A 26789-nucleotide genomic window follows, 5' to 3' on the forward strand; every position below is an offset into this window, starting at 1 on the left:
ACACCTACTCATTAAATATTAAAATAAATGTAATATTATCTAAGCCACCATTTTCTAGTGCAAGATTAAGAAGAACATCCTTTGCAACTTCTGGAGTATTCTCTTTTACTATTTTAAAAATTTCTTCATCAGAAATCATATTTGTAAGCCCATCAGAGCAAAATAAAAATATGTCATCTTTTTCTATTTTCAAGGTATTGACATAAACATCCAAAGTTTCTGTGGTTCCAAGAGCTTTTGTAAGTACATTTTTCTTGGGATGATTTTTCGCTTCTTCTTCAGTTATATCTCCTATTTCGATTAAGTAATTTACAAAGGAATCATCCCTTGTCAACTGTTCAATACCTTTATTTATTTTATAAATTCTTGAATCTCCAATATTAGAATACACTAAAACATCTTCAAGAACAAAACCAGCTGAAACTGTTGTCCCCATGCCTCTGTAATCTTCATTGTTTTCTGAACTTTCAAAAATTTCTTTATTTGCATTTTTTATTGAAGACGATAAAATCTCTATTACATCTTCCGTCTTTCTTATATTTTTATTTTTTTTGAAATGTGACGCTATAATATCGGTTGCCATTTTGGAAGCTTTTTCACCCGCCAAATGGCCGCCCATTCCATCAGCTAATATATATAAATTTTTTGAATCATTCACAAAATAACTGTCTTCATTATTTTTTCTATAATTTCCAACATTTGTTGCTGACACTACTCTCATTATTTCACCTCAACTTTGCGCCTTAGTTGTCCACAAGAAGCGCTAATGTCCTTCCCAAGTTCTCTTCTAATAGTCACATTAAAACCTTTTTTTTCAAGTTTAGTCTTAAACTCTATTATCTCAAACTTAGAAGGTCTTTTTTCATCAAATTCATCAATAGGATTAAGTGGTATTAAATTAATATTACATTTAATATTTTTAGCAAAATCATAAATTTCTTCTACGTTTTTATCATTATCATTTTGATTTCTTATAAGGGTGTACTCGAAAGTAATCCTATTGTTTGTCTTGTTAACATAATATTCCAAAGAATCCTTTAATTCTTTTAAATTATACCTTTTATTTATTGGCATTAAACTAGATCTCTCAAAATCGTTTGTTTGATGCAAACTTACGGCAAGATTTATTGGAATGTTTAAATCAGCCAATTCATAAATTTTATCTGCAACTCCACAAGTCGAAATTGTTATATTTCTATAACTTGTATTGTGCCCCTTTTCATCGTGTAGAATTTTAATAAATCTTATAACTTCATCAAAATTGTCAAGCGGCTCTCCACTTCCCATTAAAATAAAATTTGAAACCTTTATATTTAATTTATTTTCAATTTCATAAATCTCTCTTAGCATCTCTGCTGCAGTTAAATTTCTAATAAGTCCGCTTTTTGTTGAAGCACAAAAATCACATCCCATTCTACATCCAACTTGAGTAGAAATACACTGAGCATAGCCATATTTGTACCTCATTAAAACTCCTTCAATTAAATTTTTATCTTTTAATTTAAATAGAAACTTTTTAGTATCATCAAGCTTCGAATCATAAATTTTATAAATTTCTGTATTATTTATTTCTTCCTTTTCTATTATAGAGAGAGCCTTCGCCGAAAGATTTGAATTTTCTACATCAATCCTCTTTTTATCATGAAAAAATGTAAAAAGTTGTGTCCCTCTAAAAGACTTTTCACCATTCTTTTCAAAAAAATCGCAAAGTTCATCTAAGTACATAGAATTTAATTCCATTAAATCACCTATTCATTTATTTATTATATCATTAGATATGAACAATAAAAATAGATTTAATAAAATTAATTATATACAAAAAAGGCTGTGAAAATCACAACCCAATTTTTTCTAGAAGTACAATTGAAAATCCATCTGTATCATCAACAGAAGGAAATAATTTTAAAACTTCTTTATTTCTTAATTTTTTTATTTTAAAATTTTCATTTTCTTCTAAAAATTTATAGACTACATCTTCATTTTCTATTTTTGAAAGAGAACAAGTAGAATATACTAAATGTCCACCCAACTTTAAATAATTTTTTGCATTTCCTAAAATTTTAATTTGAATTTCTGAAAGATTTTTTAAATCTTTTATGTCCTTATTCCACTTTATATCAGGTTTTTTTCTATAAAGTCCCGTTCCAGAGCAAGGTGCATCCACTAATACATAATCAAATTTATCCAAAAAATCTTTATTTAAAATTTCTGCATCATTTATAAATGTTTTTATGTTTTTAACGCCAAGCCTTCTTGCGTTTTCTTCAATTAATTTAATCTTCTTTTTTGACTTATCACAAGCTACTATTTCTCCTGTATTTTCCATTATTTCAGCAAGATGAGTGCTCTTGCCACCTGGCGCTGCGCATAAATCTAAAACTTTTGAGTCTTTACTTGGATTTAAAAAAGTTGAAACTAAAATAGATCCCAAATCTTGAACATAAAATTCTCCATTTTCAAAATATTTTGTATCAATAATTCCCCTTGGATTTAAAATATTTATCGCATTCTTAAAATTTGTATCTTCTATCTCAAATCCATCATTAGTTAAACTTTTTATCAATTCTTCTCTATTTGTCTTTAAAGTATTTACTCTAATCGTAAAAGAAGGCTTTTCATTATTTGCCTTCAAAAGCTTTTTCGTAAAGTCTTCTCCATAATTATTATAAAAATACTCTGTATAAAATTTTGGATGAGAATAAAATGTAGACAAATTGTCTATACTGTTTTTTATCTTTACTTGTGGTACATCTTCTTTTGAAATAGCTCTAAGAATTCCATTTGTAAAAGCTATCGATCCCTTATTTCCATAAATTTTTGCAAGATTAACAGATTCATCTACAATAGAATATTCTGGAACTTTGTCCAAAAAATACATCTGATAAATTGCCATTTCTAAAATAGAAAGAATTATCCTGTGAATTCTATTAAATTTTATTTTAGAATTTATTTTTATCACATAATCTAAATAACTTCTATTGCGAACTACTCCTGTAGTTATCTCCTTTACAAAATTATAATCCCTCTCATCAATTCTTGATTTCTTTAAAATTTCAAGAGATTCTTCTAAAAATGCCCCCTTATAGAGGACATCGTTAAGTATTAATAATGCTTTTTCTCTTGTGCTTTTCATCAATCTCTTCTTCCAAAAATACTTAAAAGTCTTAAAAATTGTCCTATTGCTACAATTGTTGATGCAACATAAGTAAGTGCTGCTGCATCTAAGACTTCTTTAGTTCCAACTAAATCTTCTTCTGTTATTATTCCATTTGCAAGTTCTTTCTTTGCTCTGTTAGATGCGTCAAACTCAACTGGAAGTGTTACAATTTGAAATAAAACTGCAAAGAAAAATAAAGCTATACCCAACTTTGTAAAAAATACTGAAAAGAAAAAACCAAGTATTATTAATATAAAGCTAAGTTGTGTCCCTAGATTTGCAAGTGGAACTAATGCAGCCCTGAACTTTAAAGGTACATATTCTACTGAATCTTGAATTGCATGTCCAACTTCATGTGCTGCAATAGAAACTGATGCAACTGAATTTTTGTAATATACATCTCTCGATAAATTTAAAGTTTTATCTCTTGGATCGTAGTGATCAGACAATTCTCCATCTACTAAATTTATCTCTACAAAATTAAGTCCATTTCTATCTAAAATTTTTCTAGCAACTTCTGCTCCACTTAAATTTGTGGATGATCCAATTTTTTTGTATTTTTCATACGCAGAACTTATCTTAGCTTGTGCATAAAAAGCAAGTATTAGTCCTGGTAAAATATAAATAAAATAACTGTAATCATAGTAATAATACGACCCAAACATTATTTCCCTCCTATTAAATAATTTTCTTCAAACTTATTTCCACGCAAGAAATCTTCTATTGCCATGACTCTTTTCCCTGGAGCTTGTATTTTTTTTACAGATATTGCTCCATCGCACGTTTTTATTACAAGTTCATCCTTCGCCTTTAAAATTTTCCCTGCTTCTTTTTCTAAATTACATGAAACAATTTCTGCGTCAAAAACTTTATAAACTTTGTCATTGTAACTAAATTTTGCACCGTAATGAGGAGAAAGGCCTCTTACTTTATTTACAATATTTTTTGAAGTATCATCAAAATCTAATTTTAAATCATCCTTTAAAATCTTATGAGCATAGGTTTTCTTAGAATCATCTTGCTCTTTGAATTTAACTTCTCCTTTTTCAACTTCTTTTATAAACTCTTCTAAAAGTTCTGAACCCATTTTGGAAAGCACTTTTTCTAACTTTCCAGCATTCATTTTATTTATTTTAATTTCTTTTATGGAAGAAACTGCCCCAGAATCAAGTCCTTCTTCAACTTTCATAAGGCTAACTCCACTTTTTTCATATCCTTCCATAATTGCCCTATTAATTGGAGCTGCCCCTCTAAGTTTTGGCAAAATTGATGCGTGAATATTTACAATATATTTTGGGATTTCTATTAACTCCTTTGACAAAACTTGTCCATAGGCAACTACAACAATTATATCAGGGCTTACTTTTTTTATCTTTTCTAGAGATTCTTTAGAATTAACATCATGAGGTTGAAAAACTTCTATGCCAAGTTCTTCTGCTTTTACTTTTACAGCTGTCTTTGTAACTTTCTTTCCTCTTCCCCTTTTTTTATCTTCTTGAGAAATTACAAGAGAAATATCTCCAAGACTATTTAATTTTTCTAAAATAGGAACAGAAAACTCAGGCGTTCCCATAAAAATAAATTTCATTAGTCCTCCTCATCTTTAGCTTCATACATTTCTATTGCTTTATCTGTGTATAAAATTCCATCGAGATGATCCATTTCGTGTTGAATTATGCGAGCAAGAAAATCTTCTGCTTCCATTATTTTCTCTTTTCCAGTCAAATCATTGTACTTAACTTTTATATTTTTTGCTCTTTTTACAATTCCTTGTTTTCCTGGGATAGAAAGACATCCTTCCATAGAGATTTCTTCTCCTTCTTTTTCCAAAATAACTGGATTTAACATATAGAATCTTTTGTTTTCTTCTTCATCTCTATTATCAACTACAATTAATCTTTTTAAAATTCCAACTTGAGGAGCAGCAAGTCCAACCCCATAAGCTACATCCATAGTTTCATACATATCATCAATTAAAACTTCTAATGTATTATTAAAATTCGCAACTATCTTTGACTTTTTTCTAAGTATTGGATCTTCATCCGTTCTTATTTTTCTTATTGCCATTTAATCACCTAAAACTCTATATTTAAAAATATTTTACTATCGTCATTTATTTTACTATTAATAATTACCCTTTTCAAAACTTCTATTAACAGATTCATATCCTTTGGCTTTACTTTCACAGAAAATTTTGTCCTGTTTATTTTTTTTATCTTTGGAAGTTTTATAAAATTCGTCACCATTAAATCTATATTTTTTATATCATTTTTCATTTGTTTTAAAAATCTCTCTGCCCAAATATAAGTCAATTTTTCTTCATAAGAAGAAAATTCAAACTCAATTAATTTCATATAAGGTGGGTACAAAAATAACTTTCTCTCAGAAATTTCATATTCATAGAAATCTTTATAATAACCATTTGCAGAATATTTTATAATTTCACTATCTGGACTATAAGTTTGAATTATTACTTCCCCTTTTTTTGAAGAACGACCAGCTCTTCCTGCCACCTGTGTTACAAGCTGAAAAGTTTTCTCTTTTGCCTTGTAATCAGAAATATAAAGGGACAAGTCTGCAGCAACTATCCCAACGAGTGTAACATTTTCAAAATCAAATCCTTTTGACACCATTTGAGTTCCAATAATTATATCTGCTTCTCTATTTTTTACAATATCATAGAAATTTTTAAAAGAATCTTTCTTAGTAGTTGTATCTCTATCCATTCTCACAACTCTAGCTTCTGGAAATAATTTGTTTACTTCTTCTTCAACTTTTTGTGTACCAATTCCAAATTGTTTTATAAACTTCGACCCACAGTTTGGACAAACTTTTGGTACTTCTTTTGTACTTCCGCAATAATGACAAATTAATCTATTCTTTGATTTGTGATAAGTCATGGAAATATCACAATTATCACATTTTATAACCTCTCCACAAGATCTACACGAAATAAAATTAGAAAAGCCTCGTCGATTTAAAAATAAAATAATTTGTTCTTTTTTTTCTAATTTATCTTTTATTGCATCTCTTAATTCCCTGCTAAAAATAGAAATATTCCCCATTAAAAGCTCATCTCTCATGTCCACAATTTTCGTATTTGGAAGAAAGGCTCCCTTTTTCGCCCTATTTTTCAATTCACAAAGATTGTAATAACCTTTTTTTGCATAAAAATAACTTTCAATAGACGGTGTTGCAGATCCAAGTAAAACTTTACCTTTCCCTTTCATTCTGTGTATAGCGACCTCTATTGTGTCATATTTTAAATTGTCGTGAAATTCATAAGAAGAGTCGTGAGATTCATCTACAATTATCATTTTTAAATTTTTAAAAGGCACAAAAACTGCACTCCTAACTCCTACAACAACTTTAACATCACCATTTAAAACTTTTCTATACTCATCGTACCTCTCTCCAGAAGAAAGTTTTGAGTGAATGATTGCAACATTTTTTCCAAATCTTCCTTTAAATCTCTCTATCATTTGAGGAGTCAATCCAATTTCTGGCACTAAAACTATTACTTCTCCACCATTTTCTATAACTCTTGAAGCAATATTTAAATAAACCTCTGTCTTCCCACTTCCTGTTAGTCCATGAAGGAGTGTCACAACTTTTTCAGTTTTTTCTATACTTTTTAATGCTCTTTGCTGTTCTTCATTTAGAGATATATTTTCAGAACTAAAATTATTTTCATCTGGTTCTCTTTTTATTTCTTTTTTAAATTCAGTAATTATTCCTTTTTTTATTAAAGTCTTTATAGGTGAATAAGAAATAGAAAGGCTCGTCATGACTTCTATTCTTGAAACTTCTTTCTTATCTTTTATAAAATTAAATACAGTTCTCTGTTTCTCACTTATATCTTCTAAAAACTTAGAACTAAAATTTTCTGATATCTTTAAAAAATTTTCCCTTTTAGGCTTTACTAAAACTAAAGAATCATATTCATATTTTAAAAATCCTTTGGAATGTAATTTTTTTACAATTTTCTTTTGATCAATATTCAAATCTTCATAATATTTATTTAGGTCAATAGAATTTAATAAAATTAAATCTTCTCCTGTTGGATAATCTTCTATAATAATTTTTTTCTTAATCTTTTGCAAATTTCCAGGAGGAAGAATTGGAGAAAACGCTTTTGAATATCCTATTAAGTATCTATTTTTCATCCACAAACCAAGTTCAATTAAATCCTTAGATATAATTGGTTCGTCGTCTAAAACAGAATCTACTTCTTTTAAACTTTTCCCATGTTCTCCTGAATAATCTTTATACAAAAAAAGTATGATGCCAACTCTGTAACTATTGCCAAAACTTACAAGAACTCTCATACCTTCTTTAACATCATCTTTTACAATGTAAGTATAAAGTTTATCAATTTTTTGAAAATTATTTTCTATAAAAATATCTGCAAACAATCTATCACCTACAAAAGAGCTAGATTTCTCTAGCTCATAAGTTTTTTTACTCTATCTAAAATTTCTGTTGCGAGCTCTTTTTTGTCCATTATTTCTAAATCATCAACTTTCTCTTTGCTGATAATGGAAACAATATTTGTGTCAGAACCAAATCCCGCACCTTTTTTCTTAATATTATTTACAACAATCATATCAAAATTTTTCTTTATAAGTTTTTCTTTTGCATACTCGTAAATATTTGTAGATTCAGCAGCAAAACCGACAATTATTTGATTTTTTTTAATACTTCCAAAATGAGCTGCAATGTCAGGATTTTTTTCCATTTCTATTAGATTCATTTGACTGTCATTGCCCTTTTTTATCTTTTCTTCACTGTAAGTCTTTGGTCTATAATCACTTGGCGCGGCAGCTTTTATGAGAACGTCACAACTATCAAAATATTCTCCAACTACATCATACATATCTCTAGTTGTCTTAACTCTTACAAAATTATCAACTTTTGGCACATTTATTTTTGTGGGTCCAGATATTAAAGTTACCTTTGCTCCACGTTTTTTTGCATTATCAGCTAAAGCATAGCCCATTTTGCCCGAAGAATAATTCGAAATAAATCTCACAGGATCTAGAGGTTCAACAGTAGGTCCAGCCGTTATAACGACATGCTTACCTTCTAAATCTTTTTTTGTGAGTGCTCTATCTATCTCATCTACAATTTCACTTGGTTCAAGCATTTTACCACTACCATAGTCATTGCATGCTAGAAAATCTTCTTTCGTATCTAAGATAACTATCCCTCTTTTCCTAAGAGTTTCCATATTTTTTTGATTTGCATCTGAATTTAGCATAACTGTATTCATTCCCGGGGCAAGTATTACCTTTGATCTAGATGCCATCAGAACAGTTGTAAGCATATCATCTGCTATTCCATTTGCAAATTTTCCCATCAAATTTGCAGTTGCTGGTGCTATTACAATAATATCTGCCCATTTTGCAAGAGAAATGTGTTCCACATCCATATTTTGAAGTTGGTTAAACATTTCACAGTGAACTGTATTATTTGACATAGTTTGAAAAGTGAGAGGTGTCACAAATTCTGTTGCATTTTTTGTCATAACAACTTTAACTTCTGCCCCCATCTTTCTAAGAAGGCTACAAATACCAGGTGATTTATATGACGCTATACCTCCTGTGACTCCAAGGAGAATTTTTTTATCTTTTAACATTTTATTCCTCTTCGAGATTTTCTTCCTTTAACCTATCAATTTTTTCTTGTTTTATTTTTTCAATTAATTGTTCTTTTTCTTTTGATATTACTTTATTATATTCACTGTCAGTTAATTTTTCTCCAAACTTAACTTTACCTGCCATTACTTCTTCAATTGCAATTGTAACAGGCTTTTCGCTATTAGTCTTTACTAGTGGTGGGTTGTCATCAATTAATTTTCTCGCTCTCTTTGAAACTAAAATTGCAAGTTCGTATCTTGAATCAGCAACTTCTTTTAATTCTTTAAAAGATGGTATAATCATTTATCTCTCTCCTCTTCTGCCTGAACTTCCTTTTTTATATCTTTATGCCTCTTAACTCTAAGTTTCTCAGCAGCTATAATATTTTCTATACTACTTACTGCATTTTCCAAGACATCATTAATTACAAAGTAATCATATTCGCCCACAAAGTCAAGCTCTTTAAAGGCATTTCTATATCTTGTTTCTATTTCATCTTCAGTTTCTGTATCCCTTTTCACAAGTCTTGATTTAAGCTCATCCATAGTAGGAGGGATTAGAAAAATAAAAACAGCTTCTTTATATTTTTCTTTAATTTGAAGAGCTCCTTGTACATCAATCTCTAGAAGTACAATTTCCCCCTTCTCTATCTCATCAAAGACAAATTTTTTAGGTGTCCCATAATAATTTGTATGCACAAAAGCATATTCTAAAAGTTCTCCCTTTTCTACCATTTCTTCAAACTCTTCTCTTGTAGCAAAAAAATAATTTTCACCATTAACTTCACCTGGTCTAGGTGTTCTTGTTGTTACAGAAGTTGAAAAAATAATATCATCATTGTTTTTCATAAGAGCTTCACTTACAGTTCCCTTTCCGGAACCAGAAGGCCCTGATAAAACTAATAAGAATCCACCGTCCAAATCATCACCCTCCTAATATATAAAAAATTTATTCAACATTTTGAACTTGTTCACGCAACTTTTCTATTTCAGATTTTAACTTTACAACTGTATTTGTTATTTCAATATCATTCGATTTAGATCCAATTGTATTAACTTCTCTATTCATCTCTTGAATTAAAAAATCTAATTTTCTTCCAATTGATTCTTCTGACTCAATTATATCATTAAAATTATCTATATGTATTTTTAATCTAGTGATTTCTTCATCAATAGAAAGTTTATCTAAGATAATCGCAATTTCTGTTAAAATTCTAGACTCATCAATTTTTGTAGCATCTAAATATTCAGAAATTCTATTTCTAAGTCTTTCCTCATTTTCTTTTAAAGTTATTGGAGCTCTTTTTTCAACAAAATCAGTTAACTTTTTAATTTCGGATAATTTCTTTTTGAAATCCTTTTTTATTTCTTTTCCCTCGATTTGTCTGGAAACTACAAGATTATTGAGTGATTTTTCTGCAACTTCTAAAATTTCTTTTTTAACTAAATCTACTTCAAAATCATCTTTTTGAGATTTAAAAATATTCGGATCTCTCATAAGTTCTAAGAAAGAAATATCACTTTTTACTCCAAAATTTTTCTCTAAATCTTTACTTATAATAATATACTTATTTAAAAGCTTATAGTCAACATCAATTTTAACATCTTCAGAGTTTAAACATTCAAAATTTATAAATACATCGACCTTGCCTCTTTTAATTTTACTTTTGATTAAAGACTTAACAGATTCTTCAGCATAAATCAAAGAATTTGACATTCTCATATTGATATCCAAGTATCTGTTATTTACTGATTTCATTTCAATTTTAATATAAAAATCATCGTTTCTTTTTTCAAAAAGGCCGTAACCTGTCATGCTATTCATAAAAAAAACTCCTCATAAAGAACAAAAAGCACTAAAAAGTGCTTTTCATTTTATTTTACAACTATGTTTACAATCTTATTTGGAACATAAATCTTCTTTACAACTTTTTTAGTTTCAATATTTTTTGCATAAAGTTCATCTTTTTCTAAAATTTCAAAAACTTCGTCTTGATTTGAGTCCCTAGATATATTTATCGTAAATCTAACTTTTCCATTAAACTGAACTGGAATTTCTATTTCATCATCTACTGTAAGCTTTTCATCAAATATTGGCCACTCTTGTTCTGACAAAATTCCACCTAAATCGCAAATTTGCCATAATTCTTCTGTAATATGTGGTGCAACTGGATTTAACAAAATTAGGAAAGTTCTAAAATCTTCTTTTGTAATTTTTCCAGCATCATTAAATTCATTTGAAAGGCCCATAAGTTGTGCTATTGCAGTATTTGCTTTTAAATTTTCATAATCTTCTGTTACCTTTTTTATAGTTTTATGGATTTCTGTTACAAGTTTTTCTGAATAATTATCTTCATCAACTATAATAGTTTGAAGATTCCAAACTCTTTCCAAAAATCTTCGGCAACCTTTTACTCCATTTTCTGACCAAGGCACTGGCTTTTCAAAATCACCAATAAACATTTCATAGCATCTTAAAGTATCTGCACCATAATCTCTTACAATATCATCAGGATTAACAACATTTCCTCTTGACTTAGACATCTTTTCATTATTACTTCCCAAAATCATTCCATGAGAAGTTCTCTTTTGATATGGTTCTTTAGTGGGAACTACACCCATATCATATAAAAATTTGTGCCAAAATCTTGAATAAAGCAAGTGAAGTGTTGTATGTTCCATACCACCATTGTACCAGTCAACAGGAAGCCAATACTTTAAAGCTTCTTTACTTGCAAGTTCTTTGTCATTATGTGGATCTGTATATCTTAAGAAATACCAAGATGATCCTGCCCACTGTGGCATTGTATCAGTTTCTCTTTTAGCTGGACCGCCACATTTAGGACAAGTTGTATTTACCCAATCAGTCATTTTTGCAAGTGGTGATTCTCCAGAATCTGTTGGTTCATAATTTTCAACTTCTGGAAGAAGTAAAGGTAACTCTTCTTCTGGAAGTGCAACATAACCACATTTTTCACAGTGAACTATTGGAATTGGTTCCCCCCAATATCTTTGTCTAGAGAAAACCCAATCTCTTAACTTATAATTAACTTTTCTGTCGCCTAAATTATTTTCAACTAAATAATCTATTATCTTTGAAATAGCATCTTTTACTTCAAGTCCATTTAAAATTCCTGAATTTATCATCTTTCCAGAACTTGTTTCAGTGTTTGCATGTTTGCTTACATCACTGCCTTCAATTACAGGAATTATTTCAAGACTAAACTTTTTCGCAAAGTCATAGTCACGATCATCGTGAGCAGGAACTGCCATTATGGCTCCAGTCCCATAAGTCATTAGAACGTAATCAGAAATCCAAATTGGAATTTCTTTATTAGTAAGCGGATTTATAGCTCTAATTCCTTTGATTTCAACGCCAGTCTTATTCTTTTCAAGCTCTGTTCTTTCAAAATCACTTTTCTTTGAAACTTCTTCTCTATAAGAATTTATTTCAGCTAAATTTTCTATTTTATCTTTATATTTATCAATAAGTGGGTGTTCTGGTGCAATTACCATATAAGTTGCCCCAAAAATTGTATCTGGTCTAGTCGTAAAAACTTCAAGTTTCTCATCTAAATCTTTTAGAGAAAAGTTTACACTTGCACCTTCACTTCTTCCAATCCAATTTTTTTGTTGAGTTACAACTCTGTCAATAAAGTCGAGATCATCAAGGTCTTCTATAAGTCTATCCGCATAATCCGTAATTTTTAGCATCCATTGACTCTTAACACGTCTTACGACTTCGTGTCCACATCTTTCACATTTTCCACCTACAACTTCTTCATTTGAAAGTCCAACTTTACATGACGGACACCAGTTTATAGGCATTTCCTTTTTATAAGCAAGTCCATTTTTGTAAAGTTGTAGAAAAATCCATTGAGTCCACTTATAATATTCTGGATCAGTTGTATTTATTTCTCTTGACCAATCGAAAGAAAAACCAATTGATTTTAATTGCTTTTTAAAATGTTCTATATTATTTTTGGTTACAATTGCAGGATGAATCTTATTTTTAATTGCATAGTTTTCTGTTGGAAGACCAAATGCATCCCAACCCATTGGATATAAAACATTTAATCCTTGCATTCTTTTCATTCTCGAAACAATGTCAAGAGCTGTATATGGCCTTGGATGACCAACATGAAGTCCCTGTCCAGATGGATAAGGAAATTCTACAAGAGCGTAAAATTTCTCTTTATCTGAGTTATCTTCACATACAAAAGATTCATGTTCATCCCAAAAATCTTGCCATTTTTTTTCTATCTCGCTCGGCGTATATTTATTCATAACAACTCCTAAAATTCTGCATTCCCAACAGTTCTTGGAAAAGGTATTACATCTCTAATATTCTTCATTCCAGTTATATACATTACAGCTCTTTCAAAACCAAGCCCAAAGCCAGAATGAACAACTGAACCATATCTTCTAAGATCAAGATACCAATCATAAGTATCCATGTTCATTCCAATATTTTTCATTTTTTCTTCTAAAACATCAAGTCTATGTTCTCTTTGTGATCCACCAATAATTTCTCCAACTCCAGGTACTAAAAGATCCATTGCAGCAACAGTTTTTTTATCCTCATTTTCGTACATATAAAATGCTTTTATTTCCTTTGGATAGTCCGTCACAAATACTGGTTTTTTGTAAACTTCCTCTGTTATATATCTTTCGTGTTCAGTTTGAAGATCTATTCCCCAGCTAACTGGATAATTGAATTCTCTATCAGCTTTTTCTAATATTGCAATAGCTTCTGTGTACGTTATTCTCGCAAACTCATTGCCAACAACATTTTGAAGTCTTTCTAACAAGCCTTTATCAATAAAACTATTGAAAAATTCCATTTCTTCTTTTGCATTTTCAAGAACATAATTTATGATATACTTTAGCATTTCCTCTGAAACATCCATATTTACATTTAAATCTGCAAAAGCCATTTCAGGCTCAATCATCCAAAACTCAGCAGCGTGTCTTTGTGTATTTGAATTTTCTGCTCTAAATGTTGGACCAAAAGTGTAAATATTTTTGAAAGCTTCTGCAAAAGCTTCTGCTTCAAGTTGCCCTGAAACTGTCAAATGAGTTTTTTTATTAAAAAAGTCTTTTGTATAGTCCACTTCTGTTGGCTCTGATTTTGCAATAGAATCAATGTCTAAGGTTGTAACTTGGAACATTTCTCCTGCACCTTCTGCATCAGATGTCGTAATAATTGGAGCGTGAACATATACAAATCCTTTCTCTTGGAAAAATTTGTGGATTGCATAAGCAATTAGAGATCTTACTCTAAAAACAGCATTAAATGTATTTGCTCTTGGACGTAGATGAGAAATTGTTCTCAAATATTCCATAGTATGTCTTTTCTTTTGAAGTGGATAAGATGGATCTGATGAACAAATTGCAACAATTTTATTTGCTTGTAGTTCAAAAGATTGATTTTTTCCAGGTGACTTTACGATTTTTCCACTAACTTCTAATGATGAGCTAATTGGAAACTTTTCAATTTCATCAAAATTATCAAGCTCTTTTCCATAAACAACTTGAATTGGTTTAAAATGAGTTCCATCAGTAAGTTCGATAAAACCAAAATTTTTTGACGCTCTACTTGTTTTTACCCAACCGCTTAATACTATTTCTTTATCTAAAAATTCATCGGAATTTTTAAAAATATCTCTAATGCTAATTGACATAATTCCTCCTATTTTTCATTCTTATACATAATAGTAAAGTATATTATTAAATAAACCTTTTGTCAATTTAAAGGCTTATTTCAAACTATCAAGATGTCTTTTTATCTCTATTTCGTAGCCAATATTTTTAGGCTCATAATATTTTTCTCCAGAAAAATTCTCTGGCATATAATTTTGATTAATATAAGCATTTTCGTAATTATGCGGATATAAATACTTTTTATTTGTTTCATTTTGTGGATTGTGTTTATCTCTAATATTTTTTGGGATGACAACATTATTGGATTTTTTAACATCTTCTATTGCCTTATTTATTCCAAGATAACTTGCATTAGATTTCTCTGTAGTTGCAAGATAAGTTACAGTTTGTGCCAAAATGATTCTAGCTTCAGGCATACCTACTACATCTATACTATTAAAACAAGAAGATGCCAATATCATTGCCTGCGGATCAGCATTCCCCACATCTTCTGAAGCAAAAATAATAAGACGTCTTGCTATAAACTTAATATCTTCTCCGCCCTCAAGCATTTTCGCAAGATATATAAGAGCCGCATCGGGATCACTTCCCCTCATAGACTTTATAAAAGCAGAAATGGTATCATAATGTTCACTATCATTTTTATCGTACTTTATATTTTTTACTAAAAGAGAATCTTCTATTACCTTTTCATCAATATTTATAACCCCATCAATTTCATCAGTAGAAAGAACAGCAATTTCCAAACTATTTAATAAAAATCTTCCATCTCCATTAGAATTTTTTACAAGAACTTTCTTTGCAAAATTATTCATTTCAATATTTTTGTTTCCAAAACCACGTTCACTATCAGAAAGTGCAGTATCCAACAATTTAAAAAGATCTTTATCATCAAGCGGCAACAAATTTATAATTTGCATTCTAGATAGAAGTGCTCTATTAACTTCAAAATATGGATTTTCTGTCGTTGCACCAATTAAAGTTATAATCCCCCTTTCTACAAAGGGAAGAAGGGCATCCTGTTGAGTTTTATTAAATCTGTGAATTTCATCAATAAAAACAATTGTAGAAACATCGTGAAATTTCATAGAGTCTTCTGCCTTTTTCAAAACTTCTCTTAGTTCTTTTAAATTAGAAGTAACAGCAGATAATTTTACAAAATTTTTATTCGTAGTCTTTGCTATTATTTCAGCCAAAGTTGTCTTGCCAACTCCTGGAGGACCATAAAACAAAATAGATCCAATCCTATCGCTTTTTATCAAACGAGATAAATATTTTCCATCTCCAATTACATGATCTTGACCAACAAATTCATTTAGATTTCTCGGTCGCATTCTATCGGCAAGAGGAGCATTGTTTTTTAAGTTTTTTTGCATGCTAAATTCAAATAAATCCATATTAATTCTTCTTTTTCACAAAATTCTTTAGCTCATCCATAAAAGACTGTAAATCTTTAAATTCTCTATAAACAGAGGCGAATCTAACATAAGAAACTTCATCCAAGTCTTTAAGCTCGTCCATTACCATATCGCCAATCTCAAGGGAAGTAATCTCTTTTCGCATAGAATTTTCTATTCTCTTTTCTATATTATTTACAGCATTTTCAATTTCAGATATAGAAACAGGTCTTTTTTCGCAAGACTTTATCATTCCTCTAATAATTTTTTCTCTATCAAAAGCTTGCCTGTTTCCATCCTTTTTTATAACCATTATCGGAGACTTTTCTATTTTTTCATAAGTAGTAAATCTTTTTTGACAACTTAAACACTCACGGCGGCGTCTAATTGTATAACCTTCATCAGTTGGTCTAGTATCCAAAACTTTTGAATCATCACATCCACAAAAAGGACATTTCATATTTATCACCCCAATTTAAATAAAGGTCCATCTGGACCTTTTAAGTTTATAACAATATTATCATTTAACTTTTCTTTATTCAATAGTTAAAGATAACCATAAGCCAATATATAAATTGTATATTTAAATTAGCCACCTAAGAACATAAAAAAGCATCTCTAGGGTACAATGTAATAAAACAAAAAAATACAAAGGAGTACTCATCAAGATGCAAGATAATAATAACACAAAAGGAAAGCATTTAACATACACTGAACGATTATTAATTGACCGTTGGAAAAATAAAGATAAAAAATCAAATAGAGAAATTGCTAAGCTACTTGGTAAGGCTCCTCAAACGATTAATAATGAAATAAATAGGGGTCTAGTTGATTTGTCTTTTAATGGTGGATTTGTAGAATATTCTGCCGATATGGCTCAAAACCATTATGATTGGAATCGAATGGCCGTTGGTAAGACTAGTGTTTGGTCTCCTGAAAAAGATGAAATTATAAGAGCAGGTATCTTGAATAAGTTATCTCCTGAAGTTATTTCTCAAAAGAAAGGTATACCTTGTTTTTCGACTATTTATTCCTGGATAGAAAAGGGATGGATTAAAGGTATTTGTAAAAAGGATTTAATCTATCCTAGGAAAAGGAAAAAGACTTTTCATAAAAAAAACAAAGGATATTCGAAAAAGGGGTGGGCTCTCTATTGATTTGCGTCCAAAAGTTATTGAAAATCGTGAAGAAGTTGGTCATTTTGAAATTAACTTAGTGATTCTTAACAAAACCAAGGGAGAACAATTACTCACGTTAACAGACCGTAAGACTAGGTATGAAATTGTCCGTTTAATTAAAGATAAGAGAGCTGAAAGTGTTCATGAAGTATTAAAGAAATTATCAGAACAGTATAACTTTAAATCCATTACAGCAGATAATGGATCTGAATTTATGCGTTTAGAAGAAGTTATGGATTGTCCTATTTATTATGCCCATCCTTATTCCTCTTATGAACGAGGAACTATAATTTACAATAATAAGCTAGATATTTTTAAATATTAAAGTAAACTAAGTAATATTATGATATTAAGTCTAACTTTATGGTCCCAGAATATGTTATTAATGTTCCATTGACATTGAGTGATGATATGTTATACTGAATTTAGTAAATAATTCTGATAAAGTAATAATGCTAAGGAGAATATTATTATGAAAAATTTATACAAGCCAAAGGGAATCATACCTGCACCACCTACACCCTTTACAAGTGAAGATATTATCAATGAAAAAGAGTATAAACGATTATTAAATTATGATATCGAAAGAGGTGTACATGCCATTTGTATTGGTGGTAGTACAGGCGAATGGTCTACAATGTCTATAGAGGAACGTAAACAACTTTTTAAAATCGCAGTAGATGCCATTGAAAATCGAATTCCAAAGATAGCAACTACAGGATGCCACAGTTTAAATAAGACTCTTGAACTAACACAGTATGCTGTTGACTTAGGTTATGAAAGTATTCTTTTAGTTACGCCACATTATTTACAACCAGGTTTTGAAGCAACGAAAGATTATTACCGAACAGTTGCAGAAACTTTTCCTAATTTAGCTATATGTATATATAACGTTCCAAGAAACACAAATGTAGAGATGCCAATTGAAGATATTATTGAACTAGCAAAAGTTCCAAATATTACTGGGATGAAACATTGTACTGATCCAACACTTACAAATAAAATTATAGAAGGCACAAAAAGTGACTATTTTGAAAGTGCAACAGGTCGTGAGAATATGATTTTAGCTAATCTATGCCAAGGTGGAAGTGGCGGAATAGGAGTTATGTGTACAATTGTTCCACAAGAATTGGTAAAGATGTATGATTTATTAATGGAAAACAATTGGAAAGAAGCATTAAAAATTGATAAATCTTTGAGAAAGTTATCTATTCTAATTGAGTCTGAGCCAAATCCTGCTCCAGTAAAAGAAGTGTTAAATTTGTTAGGTTTTAGTTTTGGGGTACCTCGTCTTCCATTGGTTCCTTGTAGTTCAGAGCTTAGGGAAGAACTTAGTAAGGAATTGATTAAGTTGGGTTATTACGTTTAATTAAATTTTTTTATCTTATGAATTGCAAATAATATTGCTACATATATCAAAACTAAGTTCATATAAAAATAACTCAAATGAAATTTGATAATTTAGATATTTTGGTTCTATAATAAATAGTGTTGGTGAGAAATCATCAGCACTATTTTTGTATGGATTGTACAAAAAATAGACATAGAAATCATATTCCTATAAAATATAGTTGCTACCAAATACCAAGGAGTGATTCTATGTCCATTAATAATTATATAAAAGATTTGTTGAACATTAAAGATAAAAATATAGTAATTGATACTGAAAATATTATTGTAAAGAAAGTTAAATACATAGATACTAAATTTATTTATGGGAAATTAACTTATACCCCAGAGATTTGCCCATGTTGCGGTCATGTTAATGAATCTTTTAATATTATTAAATATGGTACTAAAACTTGTAAGATTAAACTTCCTAATATTTCTAATATACCGACTATTCTTTTCCTAAAAAACAAAGATTTTTATGTAAAGAGTGTGGTTCTACATTTAGTGCTAAAACCGATATAGTTAATGAATATTCTAATATTTCTAATGATGTTAAAAGAAAGATTGCCCTAGACCTTACTAAAATTTCATCCTTTAAGTCTATTGCTGAATCTAATGGTGTTAGCCCTAATACCGTTTTTAGAGTTTTTAAAGAATGGAATAAATCCTTTAAGCAGGATTTTTCTTATCTTCCACCTCGTATATTATAGTTGTAGTAATAAATACTACATCTTCTTTTCTATCCCATTTTCTTATGGGATAATAATTGCATAGATAGAGGTCGTAGCTTTCCTCCTTGAAGCTCGTCTTCCTAATTTAGGGTTACGCCTCTTCTTTACGTCTTTATCAGTATGAGCTTGATAGCACATTCCGTTGCTGTATGTCTAACGAGGTTTGATTGGCGCAAAGTTCTTGAGGGCTCTTTCTCTATCTAAATTTATATTAAAGCTAGGTGATTTTATGTTTTTTGTTGGTGTTGATATTGCAAAGTTTAACCACGAAGCTTCAATTATTGATTCTAATGGGAAACTTGTTTCTGAGTCTTTTTCTTTTTCTAATTCTATTAAGGGTTTAGATAAGTTTCAGAAACGTATTTTTTCTTTTTGTCTAACTTCTGATAATTGTATTATCGGTATGGAAGCTACTGGGCATTATTGGTTAAGCCTTTATTCTTTCTTAGTTGATTTAGGCTTTTTTTGTGTTGTTATTAATCCTATTCAGTCTGATGCTTTTAGAAAGATGTATATTAGAAAGACTAAAAATGATTCTGTTGATTCTTTTGTTATTGCTCAAATTTTAAGGTTTGGTGAGTTTTCTGTTTCTCATTTTTCTGATGAGAATACTTTTGCTCTTAGAAATCTTTCTAGTACAGGTTTGCTCTTGTTGATGAAGTTTCTGATTGGAAGAGAAAGCTTGTTGCTATTTTAGACCAGATTTTTCCTGAGTATTCTTCGCTTTTTTCTAATATTTATGGTGTTACTTCTAAGGAGCTTTTGAGTAGGTATCCTTTACCTGAGGATATGATTTCTATTCCTGCTGATGAGCTTGCTAAGATATTGTCTAAGTGTAGTAAGGGTAACTTTGGTATTGATAAGGCTAAAAAGATCCAAGAGAAGGCTTCCAATTCTTTTGGTGTCAAGTTTGCTTTAAAGTCTTTTTCTTTTCAAATTAAACAGATTATTGCTCAAATTTCTTTTCTTGAAGATCAAATAGAAGATATTGAAGTAGAAATTTCTTCTATGATTAATTCTTTATGACCTGTTATTACTTCTATCACTGGTATTGGTGATGTCTTAGGTGCTGCTATTTTCTCAGAAATTGGTGATATTTCACGCTTTGAGAAAGCTAATCAGTTAAGTTGCTTATGCTAGTTTAGATGTTGCTGTTAAACAGTCTGGCAATTTTAATGCTACTGATACTAAGATATCTAAAAGAGGTTCTCCTTATCTCAAACGAGCCATTTGGCTTGCTGCTAGTGTTGCTGCTTTTAAAGATCCAGCTTTGTCTGTGTATTATCAAAAACTTAGACAAATGGGTAAGGCTCGTGGTACAGCTATTGGTGCTGTTGCCAGAAAACTTACTAACATAATTTTTGCTGTTTTGAGGGATAACAAAGCTTACATACCTAATATTTAGTTGCTATCCAATTATTATTTAATTTTTTAAGCCTAAATTTTAGGCTTGTTTGACGTGCCTTAATTTTCAAGAATAATTATTTTTTATTTTCTCTTGACATTTGATAGTTGGTCTATATTATCTATAGACGAATTTAAGTCTACTAAAAATGTGTCAGGTGCCATACCCATAGGGCACACATGAGTTTTATTTGTACCAATTCCATTACTGGTGAGATCATTGATATTCTTCCTGATAGGAGATTATTTAAATTAGATACTTATTTTCTAAGATTCCCAAGAAAAGTTAGAGTTCAAGTTAAAATTGTTGTTTGTGATATTTACTCTCCCTATATGGAACTTGTTAAAAAGGTTTTTAAAAATGCTTGTATAGTTCTTGATAAATTTCATATTGTTCAGAATTTTACTCGTGCTTTCAATATGGCAAGAGTTCAGCTAATGAAGAAGTTTAAAACAGACTCGCATGAGTATAGGTGCTTAAAAAGGTACTGGAAGTTCCTATTGCTCCCTAAGGCTAAGTTAATATCAACATATTTTAAGAGTTTCCCTTATTTTAAAGAATTCACCTCTCAAAAAGAAATAGTTGAACATATTTTAGATTTTGACCATTCTTTCAGGATGATTTACGACCTAATCCAAAATATTTTATTTGCTATTAGAGAAAAAATTTTAACACTTTAAAAACTATTTTGCAGGAATTTAAGCCTGATGAGTTTGGCGAAATATACAACAAAATTAAGACAGCGATAAGTACAGCTATCAAATATTTAGAAAAGATTAAGAATACCTTAAATACTAATTACAACAATGGAAAAATTGAAGGTATTAACAACAAGATTAAAGTTATTAAGAGTTTCGTATGACTATCGTTCTTTTGACAATTTTAGATTGAGAATTTTTTATGTTTTTACCATAAAAAAATATATGGTTTAAGCCATAAAACATAAACCATATATTTTTAATTTTTATTCATCAACACTATTGACAAAGAGCCTTTTTAAACATTAGCATTTTCTTTTTCAGCTGCTTCTTTTTTTAGCTTTGCTTCTTCAAGTTTTGCTTGTTTTTCTTTTTCTTTCTTTTCTTTTTCCTTTTGTTTCATTTTTTCCACTCTTTCAGGATACTCACAATAAATTGCTCCTGTTGGACATTTTGAAACACAAATTCCGCAGTTGATACATTTATCATAATCAATTGACGCAAGATTATTTTCCACATGTATTGCATCCTTTGGACAATTCTTTTCACAAAGTCCACAAGAAATACACCCAATTGAGCAGTTGCTTCTAACAACTTTTCCTGGATCAAAAGATTTACATTTTACAACTGTTTTAGATTTATATGGTCTAAGTGAAATAATTTTCTTAGGACAAATGTTGATACATTTCATGCAAGCAACACATTTTTCTTTATCCACTACTGCTACTCCATTTACCATATGAATTGCGTCAAATTCACAAACACTTACACAAGTGCCTCCTCCACAGCACCCATAGGTACAAGCCTTTGCACCTTGTTGATAGTCAGATATAAGTCTACAATCTTTTAAGTCATTATATTCATATTTATTTTTTGCCTTGTCACAATCTCCTTGACAAAGAACTACTGCTATATTTCTCTCTACATTTTCTGCATTGACTCCCATTACTTGGCTGACTTTTTCAGCAGTTTCTGCTCCACCAATTACACAGCCATTTACTGGTGCCTTTCCACTTGCAATTGCTTCTGCAAGTCCATCACATCCAGGAAATCCACAAGCTCCACAGTTTGCCCCTGGAAGAGAATCTCTTACTTCTGCAACTTTAGGGTCTACTTCTACATAAAATACTTTAGATGCTATTGAAAGAATTACTCCAAAAAAAGCTCCTGCAATTCCTAAAAACAAAACTGGGGTAAGTACTGTACTCATTTCCATAATTACCTCCTATACCAATCCGCCGAAACCTGAGAATGCTATGGCCATTAAACCTGCACTCACAAGTGCAATGGGAACTCCTTGAAGTGCTTTAGGTACATCTGCAAGCATTAATTTTTCTCTTAGTGCTGCAATTAATACTAGCGCAAGTGTAAAACCTACTGAAGCTCCAAATCCACTAAATATTGTTTCTATTAAGTTATATCCATTTTGAACATTTAAAACTGTTACGCCAAGTACAACACAGTTTGTTGTAATAAGTGGAAGATATACACCCATTGCTTGATAAAGTGAAGGTGATGACTTCTTTATAAACATTTCTACGAATTGTACTAATGATGCAATTACAAGTATAAATGCAATTGTTTGTAAATACTCAAGTCCAAATTTATCCAATACAAATCTTTGAATTAGCCAAGTTATAGCAGACGCAAGTACAACTACAAAAGTTACTGCTACTCCCATTCCAAGAGCTGTTTCTGTCTTTGATGATACTCCAAGAAAAGGACAAATCCCCAAGAATTGAGCAAATACATAGTTATTTACAAGTATTGTCGAAATTAAAATTGTAATAATACTTTCTAACATCAGTCTGCCCTCCTATTAAGCAATAATTTAAATCCTGCTATCAAAAATCCAAGAAGTATGAAAGCGCCTGCTGGTGCTCCCATAATTCCAATTCCTGGATAGGATTCTGGTAAAATTTGTTTTTCAAATAATGTTCCATATCCAAAGAATTCACGAACAAGACCCATTGCAAGTACAGCAATAGTATATCCAACTCCTGTTCCAATTCCGTCTACAATTGATGGAATTAATGCATTTTTATAAGCAAAACCTTCTGCTTCACCTAATATACAACAGTTAACTACTATAAGTGGTAAGAAAATACCAAGTGCTGCATAAATTGATGGTGAATAAGCTTGAAGTATCATTTGTACTAATGTTACGAAAGTGGCAATTACTACAATAAAACAAGGAATTCTTATTTTATCAGGTATTATCTTTCTAAGTGCAGATACTACTGTATTACTCATTATAAGTACAAAAGTAACTGCTATACCCATTGCCAATGAATTTGTCAAACTATTTGTAATAGCCAGTGTTGAACAAAGCCCTATAAGTTGAATGAACACGGGATTGTTTTTAAAAGCACCGTCTAAAAAAACTCTAGATAATTTCATTTAAGCCTCCTTATTCATTCTTTAGAACTTCATTATAAACTTTTATGGCATCATTAGAACCTGCTAAAGCTCCTTTAGATGAAATTGTTGCTGATGTAAGCCACATAACTTCATCTTCTGCTTTTGGATCTTTTGATAATTTTAGAGGACCTGCTGCAGATTTCCCTTCGTAAGAAGGATAATATTCGTCAGTTGTTATTCTGCTACCAAATCCACTTGTTTCTCCATTAGATATATTTCTAAATCCAGCAATTTTATCGCCATCAAGTAAGAATCCAAGAGCATTTGTCATCGCTCCGCCATATCCATTTGATTTTACATTTACACCATAACCAACTACATTGCCATCTTTTTTGGCAACAAATATTTTTTCAATATTTGGATAATTTTCTTTTATATCTTTTAATTTAGCTTCATCATATTCTTCAAAGCTATCTGCATTATCACCAAAAATAACTTCATAGGATGCAAGCGTGTTCTTTAGTTCGGCTTCTGCAATTACTGGAGCAGTAAAACTATTTACAACTGCCAAAAGTCCTGCAGATATAGCACAGAAAACTAATAGTATAATCCCAAATTTTACTGGTTCTTTCATTTACTTCGCCTCCCCGTATGCACTTGTAACTGTAAGTTTATCAATTAACGGTGTTGCAAGATTCATAAGACATATTGCATAGGAAACTCCTTCTGGAAGTGATGCTTTTACTCTTATAAGAGCAGTAAGAAGCCCACATCCAATTGCAAAAATAAGTCTTCCTTTTTTATTGATAGGATTTGTTGTATAATCTGTTGCCATAAAAATAGCACCAAGAAGTAATCCACCTGCTAAAAGTTCATAAGGAACAAGGTTTGCAGGAATACCAAATATTATTAAAAAAACAGCTGTTGTAGCTACATATATTACAGGTATTTCCCAAGAAATAACTTTTCTAATTACTAAGTATACAAATCCAATTAAAAGTGCAATTGCAGAAGTTTCTCCAATTACTCCTCCAATATTTCCCATAAACATATCTTTCAATGCAGGAAGATTAGTCAAATCTCCACTAGAAATAATTTGAAGAGGTGTAGCAGATGAAACTGCATCTACACTACCTTTTAAAACGTCAGGTGAAACATAATCAGTGATTTGTTTTGGCCAAGAGGCCATTAACACAAGTCTTGCAGCAAGTGCTGGATTCATAAAGTTAAATCCTATACCACCAAAACACTCTTTAACAATTAATATCGCAAAAACTGATCCGAAAGCAGCCATCCAAAGTGGAAAAGATTGTGGCATATTTAGTGCAATTAAAATTCCAGTTACAACTGAAGATAAATCTTTTACTTGAATAGTCTTTTTTAGTGCCTTTTGCGTAATATATTCAGTTAAAACAGAAGATATTACACAAGTTGCAATAAGTGCAATAGATCTCATTCCAAAAAAATACACCGAAGCTATCATTGCAGGAATAAGTGCAATAATTACATCAAGCATAATCTTTTTTACAGAATCATTTGATCTAATGTGCGGAGCAAGTGAAACAAAACGAGCTTCGTTTTTTGTCATCGGATCTTTATTTATTTTATTATTTTCCAAAATTGATCCCTCCTATTTCTTTTGATTAGCTCTAATTTCACGTTTGGCTAATTTTACAGATGCGCTTAGATGTCTTTTTGCTGGACAAACAAAGGAACATATTCCACATTCCATACATTGATCAGCATGAAGATTCATGCATAAATCTACATTTCCTTTTAAAATTGCATGATTAATATCAGTTGGATTAATATTTGCAGGACAATGATCTACACATCTTGAACATCTAATACATGGAGATTCAATTCTTTCAGTAACTTCTTCTTCAGTAAAAACTAAAATACCAGAAGTTGTTTTTGTAATTGGTGCATCTAAACTAAAGACTGATTTACCAGTCATAGGACCACCACATATAATTTCTTTAAAGTTTTCTTTTACTCCTCCACAGAAATCTAAAATATCTCCAACAGGAGTTCCAACTTTAACTAAAATATTTTTTGGCTCATTAATACCAGAACCACTAACTGTTATTACTCTCTCATAAGAAGGCTTTCCTTCTATAACTGCTTCATAAAACGCAAGAGTTGTACCTACATTAGTAAGAAAAACTCCAACATCATTTGTTACTCCATTTTGTGGAACAATTCTTCCAACAACAGCTTCAGAAAGTCTTTTTGAATCACCTTGTGGATATTTAGTTTGACATCCAACAACTTTTAAATGCTTCCAGTTAGGATTTTTTGCAATTACTTCTTCCATCTTTGCAATTGCATCAGGTTTATTTTCTTCAATTGCCATGTAAGAAGATTCTCTATTATAAAAATGTGAAAAAATATCTAAACCTTCTAATATTTCTTCAGTTTTTTCAAGCATAATCCTGTGGTCGCAAGTTAAGAATGGTTCACATTCTGCACCATTTATTATACATTCATCAAGAACTGGATCTTCACCTTTTAACTTAGCGTGAAGAGGAAAACCAGCTCCCCCCATTCCGACAATCCCCTTTTCTTTAATAAAAGGAATTAAATCGTCAATAGGATGATCCTTATAATCTTTAAGATCTTTTAAATCACTTGTGATTTCATCTTTGCCATCGTTTTCAATAACTACACAATCGCAATACCTTCCATCAGCAGTGTACATTTTTTTAATTTCTTTCACTGTACCTGATACAGATGAATGTATAGCTGCTGATATGTAAGCATCAGAATTTCCCACAATTTGTCCAACTTTGACAGAATCTCCCTTCGAAACAACAGGTGAGCAAGGTGCTCCAATATGTTGTGACATAGGTATGTAGCAAATCTTAGGACTTGGCATCCTTTCAATTGCAATTTTCTCAGTCAAAGTTTTGTGCTCGTCCATATGAACTCCACCTACTGAAAAAGTGAGATTTCTTGAACTCATAAAACTTCACCCCTTATTTGGCCTAAGCCTATTTTTTTAACCTTTGTTATAATTATAACACTAAATTTAATTAAAGTATATGATTCTACTTAAAAATTTGACAGGAGGAAATCTTTCCCAATCTCTATTTTGTATAAACTTTTAACAAAATTATTTTCCATAAATTTTTAAATTAAGACTTATTATTTTAAATTTCATGATTA

General features: G+C 30.4%; 26 protein-coding genes and 2 pseudogenes. 7 read left to right on the forward strand and 21 right to left on the reverse strand.

Going from position 1 to position 26789, the window contains the following annotated elements:
• Positions 1–4: 4 nt before the first annotated feature.
• The 15 genes from BQ5450_RS01550 to nrdR form a co-directional block, all read right to left on the reverse strand.
• Positions 5–721, reverse strand: coding sequence for a Stp1/IreP family PP2C-type Ser/Thr phosphatase (locus BQ5450_RS01550; RefSeq protein ID WP_010244701.1), 717 nt, complete (start codon positions 719–721; stop codon positions 5–7).
• Positions 721–1740 (reverse strand): dual-specificity RNA methyltransferase RlmN, encoded by a 1020-nt coding sequence (rlmN, locus tag BQ5450_RS01555; RefSeq protein ID WP_010244705.1) that lies wholly within the window; start codon positions 1738–1740, stop codon positions 721–723. Before rlmN ends, BQ5450_RS01550 begins: the two co-directional genes overlap by 1 nt.
• Positions 1741–1834: 94 nt before the next feature.
• Positions 1835–3133: a 16S rRNA (cytosine(967)-C(5))-methyltransferase RsmB gene (rsmB, locus tag BQ5450_RS01560; protein WP_071125728.1), complete on the reverse strand. Its 1299-nt coding sequence runs from the start codon at positions 3131–3133 to the stop codon at positions 1835–1837.
• Positions 3133–3822 (reverse strand): zinc metallopeptidase, encoded by a 690-nt coding sequence (locus BQ5450_RS01565; protein WP_071125729.1) that lies wholly within the window; start codon positions 3820–3822, stop codon positions 3133–3135. The genes rsmB and BQ5450_RS01565 overlap by 1 nt, the downstream gene beginning before the upstream one ends.
• On the reverse strand, positions 3822–4745 hold the full coding sequence (gene fmt / locus BQ5450_RS01570) for a methionyl-tRNA formyltransferase (protein WP_071125730.1): 924 nt from the start codon (positions 4743–4745) through the stop codon (positions 3822–3824). Before fmt ends, BQ5450_RS01565 begins: the two co-directional genes overlap by 1 nt.
• On the reverse strand, positions 4745–5224 hold the full coding sequence (def, locus tag BQ5450_RS01575) for a peptide deformylase (RefSeq protein ID WP_071125731.1): 480 nt from the start codon (positions 5222–5224) through the stop codon (positions 4745–4747). Before def ends, fmt begins: the two co-directional genes overlap by 1 nt.
• 8 nt (positions 5225–5232) lie before the next feature.
• On the reverse strand, positions 5233–7572 hold the full coding sequence (priA, locus tag BQ5450_RS01580) for a primosomal protein N' (RefSeq protein ID WP_071125732.1): 2340 nt from the start codon (positions 7570–7572) through the stop codon (positions 5233–5235).
• A 29-nt stretch (positions 7573–7601) separates the two neighbouring features.
• Positions 7602–8795: a bifunctional phosphopantothenoylcysteine decarboxylase/phosphopantothenate--cysteine ligase CoaBC gene (gene coaBC, locus BQ5450_RS01585; RefSeq protein ID WP_071125733.1), complete on the reverse strand. Its 1194-nt coding sequence runs from the start codon at positions 8793–8795 to the stop codon at positions 7602–7604.
• A 1-nt stretch (position 8796) separates the two neighbouring features.
• Positions 8797–9099: a DNA-directed RNA polymerase subunit omega gene (rpoZ, locus tag BQ5450_RS01590; protein WP_010244727.1), complete on the reverse strand. Its 303-nt coding sequence runs from the start codon at positions 9097–9099 to the stop codon at positions 8797–8799.
• Entirely contained in the window at positions 9096–9716 is a 621-nt protein-coding gene (gmk, locus tag BQ5450_RS01595; protein WP_010244730.1) for a guanylate kinase, read from the reverse strand. Before gmk ends, rpoZ begins: the two co-directional genes overlap by 4 nt.
• 28 nt (positions 9717–9744) lie before the next feature.
• Positions 9745–10620, reverse strand: a complete 876-nt coding sequence (locus BQ5450_RS01600) for a YicC/YloC family endoribonuclease (protein WP_071125734.1) — start codon at positions 10618–10620, stop codon at positions 9745–9747.
• A 50-nt stretch (positions 10621–10670) separates the two neighbouring features.
• Positions 10671–13082, reverse strand: coding sequence for a leucine--tRNA ligase (leuS, locus tag BQ5450_RS01605; protein WP_071125735.1), 2412 nt, complete (start codon positions 13080–13082; stop codon positions 10671–10673).
• Between the two features lie 8 nt (positions 13083–13090).
• Positions 13091–14479: an asparagine--tRNA ligase gene (gene asnS, locus BQ5450_RS01610; RefSeq protein WP_071125736.1), complete on the reverse strand. Its 1389-nt coding sequence runs from the start codon at positions 14477–14479 to the stop codon at positions 13091–13093.
• Positions 14480–14554: 75 nt separating this feature from the next.
• Positions 14555–15856, reverse strand: a complete 1302-nt coding sequence (locus BQ5450_RS01615) for a replication-associated recombination protein A (RefSeq protein WP_010244740.1) — start codon at positions 15854–15856, stop codon at positions 14555–14557.
• A 1-nt stretch (position 15857) separates the two neighbouring features.
• Positions 15858–16316: a transcriptional regulator NrdR gene (nrdR, locus tag BQ5450_RS01620; protein WP_071125737.1), complete on the reverse strand. Its 459-nt coding sequence runs from the start codon at positions 16314–16316 to the stop codon at positions 15858–15860.
• A gap of 208 nt (positions 16317–16524) precedes the next feature.
• On the opposite strand from nrdR, the pseudogene BQ5450_RS09485 reads away from it, so the two are divergent.
• The 7 genes and pseudogenes from BQ5450_RS09485 to BQ5450_RS09425 form a co-directional block, all read left to right on the forward strand.
• Positions 16525–17320 (forward strand): annotated as a pseudogene (locus BQ5450_RS09485) (IS30 family transposase); the annotation flags it as partial.
• A 186-nt stretch (positions 17321–17506) separates the two neighbouring features.
• A complete protein-coding gene (locus tag BQ5450_RS01635; RefSeq protein WP_071125740.1) occupies positions 17507–18403 on the forward strand; it encodes a dihydrodipicolinate synthase family protein in 897 nt (298 codons plus the stop codon).
• Between the two features lie 230 nt (positions 18404–18633).
• Positions 18634–18948, forward strand: coding sequence for a hypothetical protein (locus BQ5450_RS01640; protein ID WP_071125741.1), 315 nt, complete (start codon positions 18634–18636; stop codon positions 18946–18948).
• Between the two features lie 41 nt (positions 18949–18989).
• Complete coding sequence (locus tag BQ5450_RS09420) at positions 18990–19136, forward strand: transposase family protein (protein WP_407674881.1); 147 nt, start codon at positions 18990–18992, stop codon at positions 19134–19136.
• Positions 19137–19386: 250 nt separating this feature from the next.
• Positions 19387–20562: pseudogene (locus tag BQ5450_RS09490) on the forward strand (IS110 family RNA-guided transposase).
• Positions 20563–20741: 179 nt separating this feature from the next.
• Entirely contained in the window at positions 20742–21242 is a 501-nt protein-coding gene (locus tag BQ5450_RS01650) for a transposase (protein ID WP_071125742.1), read from the forward strand.
• 8 nt (positions 21243–21250) lie between these two features.
• Positions 21251–21424, forward strand: coding sequence for a transposase (locus BQ5450_RS09425; RefSeq protein WP_159052462.1), 174 nt, complete (start codon positions 21251–21253; stop codon positions 21422–21424).
• Between the two features lie 134 nt (positions 21425–21558).
• On the opposite strand, the gene BQ5450_RS01655 is transcribed toward BQ5450_RS09425, so the two are convergent.
• From BQ5450_RS01655 to rsxC, 6 genes are read right to left on the reverse strand one after another with little or no spacing between them, the layout of a single operon-like run.
• On the reverse strand, positions 21559–22476 hold the full coding sequence (locus BQ5450_RS01655) for an RnfABCDGE type electron transport complex subunit B (protein WP_010247481.1): 918 nt from the start codon (positions 22474–22476) through the stop codon (positions 21559–21561).
• Positions 22477–22485: 9 nt separating this feature from the next.
• A complete protein-coding gene (rsxA, locus tag BQ5450_RS01660) occupies positions 22486–23064 on the reverse strand; it encodes an electron transport complex subunit RsxA (RefSeq protein WP_010247477.1) in 579 nt (192 codons plus the stop codon).
• Complete coding sequence (rsxE, locus tag BQ5450_RS01665) at positions 23064–23660, reverse strand: electron transport complex subunit RsxE (protein WP_010247475.1); 597 nt, start codon at positions 23658–23660, stop codon at positions 23064–23066. The genes rsxA and rsxE overlap by 1 nt, the downstream gene beginning before the upstream one ends.
• Before the next feature lie 10 nt (positions 23661–23670).
• Positions 23671–24255, reverse strand: coding sequence for an RnfABCDGE type electron transport complex subunit G (locus tag BQ5450_RS01670; protein WP_071125743.1), 585 nt, complete (start codon positions 24253–24255; stop codon positions 23671–23673).
• Complete coding sequence (locus BQ5450_RS01675) at positions 24256–25239, reverse strand: RnfABCDGE type electron transport complex subunit D (protein ID WP_071125744.1); 984 nt, start codon at positions 25237–25239, stop codon at positions 24256–24258.
• A 12-nt stretch (positions 25240–25251) separates the two neighbouring features.
• Positions 25252–26586, reverse strand: coding sequence for an electron transport complex subunit RsxC (gene rsxC, locus BQ5450_RS01680; protein WP_071125745.1), 1335 nt, complete (start codon positions 26584–26586; stop codon positions 25252–25254).
• Between the last annotated feature and the right edge of the window lie 203 nt (positions 26587–26789).

The organism is Peptoniphilus lacydonensis (assembly GCF_900106515.1).
Lineage (GTDB): Bacteria > Bacillota > Clostridia > Tissierellales > Peptoniphilaceae > Peptoniphilus_A > Peptoniphilus_A lacydonensis.